General features: G+C 49.2%; 2 protein-coding genes. One reads left to right on the top strand and one right to left on the bottom strand.

Translation table 11 applies throughout. From position 1 onward, the window contains the following. Positions 1 to 543, top strand: a 543-nt coding sequence (locus tag PF479_RS18010) for an AEC family transporter (protein ID WP_298009609.1), incomplete at its 5' end; no start/stop codon positions are given. A 4-nt stretch (positions 544 to 547) separates the two neighbouring features. Here the strand turns inward: PF479_RS18010 and PF479_RS18005 are convergent. Next, positions 548 to 2,897 (bottom strand): glycoside hydrolase family 2 TIM barrel-domain containing protein (locus PF479_RS18005; RefSeq protein WP_298009606.1); only part of this gene is annotated, 2,350 nt, incomplete at its 5' end.

Below are 2,897 nucleotides of genomic sequence, written 5' to 3'. Positions count from 1 at the left end.
CTGATGCCCCTGTCCATACTCACATCGGGCCTCTTGCTAACGAGTGCTGAGCAGGGAAAAAGCCGGGCTGATTCAATTAAAGAGTTTGCCCTGTCCATGGCAAAAAATCCTGTTATGATCGCTCTTCTCATAGGGATCGCCCTATGGCTGAGTCCTCTGTCAGTTCCAGTTATGGTGAACAATACTCTGGGTCTCCTCGCCCAGGCGGCCCTTCCCCTGGCACTACTCGCCGTAGGAGGGAGTCTGGAGTTCAGAATGGAGCACCAGGACCGTTTGGAGATATCCCTGATTACTGTTTTGAAACTGATCGTGATGCCCCTGAGTGCCTTTGCAGCGGCTATATATTTGAAACTGAGCCCCGAGATGACAGGGTCGCTGCTTTTAATGGCAGCCTGTCCCAGCTCCATATCATTTTTTGTGATGGCCCGGAATCAGGGACACAGTCCATCCCGGGGAGCCGCCATTGTCACGGTGACCACCCTGGTATCTGCTCTCTCTGCGGCTCTGATTGCCGGATACCTGCGAAGCCGGGGCTGGGTTTAATATATCAGGAAAAATCAAACCTCAGGTTAAGAGTATACACAGCTGTAGGGACCTTATGCTTCTCATCCAGCTGGGTAGACCAGGCCATGTCCCCTCCGATCCCGGCCATGGCTATATCCAGATCCAGATAAACTTCTTTATGACGGATCAGTTCGTGCTCATGTAGAACAGATTGATACTCTTCGCTGCTGTTGTGATGAGCCGTAAAAGTGAAGTTTCTCCCTTCTACACAAACAAATCGTCCATCACTGTGTTTCAAAGTCAGTTCCCTTGTATCACTGTGACTGCCATTATGGCTGACTGGAATAAAGGGAAAATGACTCTCTTCCACTGAGCATTGAAAGCGGTCAATCCTTGTGGCAAGGGATCTGTCACAATAACTTTCACCAGGACCCCGGCCAAACCATTCCATATTGTCAAATCCCTCAGACAGGATAAAACTGCATCCCACACGGGGGAGATGTTCATAAGCTGAATCGATATCCAATGTGATAGAAAGATCCAGAGTCCCATCGGAATACACCGTCCAGACAGTGCTGATTTCCGCATCTCCTTTTGGTCCTGCCATACGCCGTTTCGACTCTATAAGTAGTTTTGAATCTTTCTGATAATAGGCCCAATCCAAACGACTTTCACTGATGGACCACAGGGCTGGATCAAAGGCTTTCCATAGTTCATTGACCGGTCCCCACCATTTGTCTTCCAGATGAAGGCCGGTTCTAGCTCTGAAGAAATTGGGAGATCCTCCCATGAAGTAGTCTTTCTCTCCCCGGCTGTAGTTCTGAATCAGGCCTTGATTATCTATGATAAGAGAAAAAGACTTTCCCGTGACAGACAGGCCATTTTCCAGTTCCCTGAGAACAGGCATTTCTGTGTTCGTACTGATAGACATGAAAACAGCAGGAGCCGATCCTTTCAGCTGAACCTGGTGGTTATGAAATTCGAAACCTTCTTCCACCCAGGACTGGTCAGATTTGATCCGGACAGAGAGATTCAGATACAGTTCATGAGAAAGATCACTCCATAAAGATGTATCCAGGGTAAAAGGATAATCCTTCATCCCTGTTTCCAAAAAGGCTTTCGGCTCTTTCCTGAAGTCCCAGCCGTTCACCAGTTCAAGCAGACCCTCAGTATCTATCCCTTCGGGATTGATCAGTTCCGCCGTACCTGAAGCTATACTGCGGTCCAGATGCTGGAGGGTCCATTTGACTTCCACATCTTCCAGACTGAGGCTCTGGCTTCTGTTATGGAGAACAAAGACTCCTCCTTCCTGATGAGTCATGGAAAAGAAAAAGGGAGACTGCCCCTCTTTGATCTCCAGAGCCGAAGGTTTCGGTTTCAGATCAGGCAGTACCATTCCGTTGGCACACATGTAAAAAGGGCAGACACTATCTGTCAGATCTTCCCCGAAGTCACCTCCAAAACCGAAAAATTCTTCTCCATCCTCAGTAAAAGCAGGCAGACATTTATCCATCCAGTCCCAGACAAAGCCTCCCTGAAATATTTCATACTCCTCAGTCAGCTTTCTAAACTGATCAAAATGTCCGGTGGTATTGCTGATCTGATAGGCATATTCCACTAGGACGATGGGACGGCGGTCCCTGTTATCTGCGATCATGTGTCTGATGATTTCCAGACTGGGGTACATGGAGCATTTTATATCGCTGCCCAGAGGACCCGGGTCATTATTCTCATACTGAACCAGCCGGGACTTGTCATACTCCCGCAGCCACCCGGCCATGCCGGCATGGCCGGCTCCATAACCCGACTCATTCCCCAGAGACCAGGAAACGATGGAAGTGTGATTTTTATGCACCAGAGCCATCCGTCTGGCCCTTTCCAACATGGCCTCGGCCCACTCCGGGTCATTAGAGATGCGTCCAGCCACTCCATGGGTCTCCAGATTGCTCTCACAGACAACCAGGAGTCCATATTGGTCACACAAATCATACCAGAGGGAGGAGTTGGGGTAATGAGAAGTTCTCACCGCATTGAAGTTGAGCTGTTTCATCAGCTTGATCTCTTTGACCATATGTTCCCGGATGACGACCCGTCCTCCTTCATAGGAGTGTTCATGCCGGTTGACACCTCGGAAAACAACCCTTTGACCGTTGAGCTTGATCACATTGTCTTCGATACAGATGGTTCTGAAACCGATCCTGAGATTCTGGGCATCCAGCACCCTCCCATCAGGGCTCAGCAGTGTCATTTTTATGGTATATAGAACAGGATGATCCACATCCCAGGGAGTGATGTCATCGATGTTTAAAAGAAAATTGGCGGCTTCACTCCGGGGAGAGGCAGTCTTCAAATGCCAGGCTGTCCCCATTCCATAGATGGGAGTTTCCCGGGCG

The organism is Oceanispirochaeta sp. (assembly GCF_027859075.1).
Classification (GTDB): Bacteria; Spirochaetota; Spirochaetia; order DSM-2461; family DSM-2461; genus Oceanispirochaeta.
This window is presented reverse-complemented; position numbering and strand designations above follow the sequence as displayed.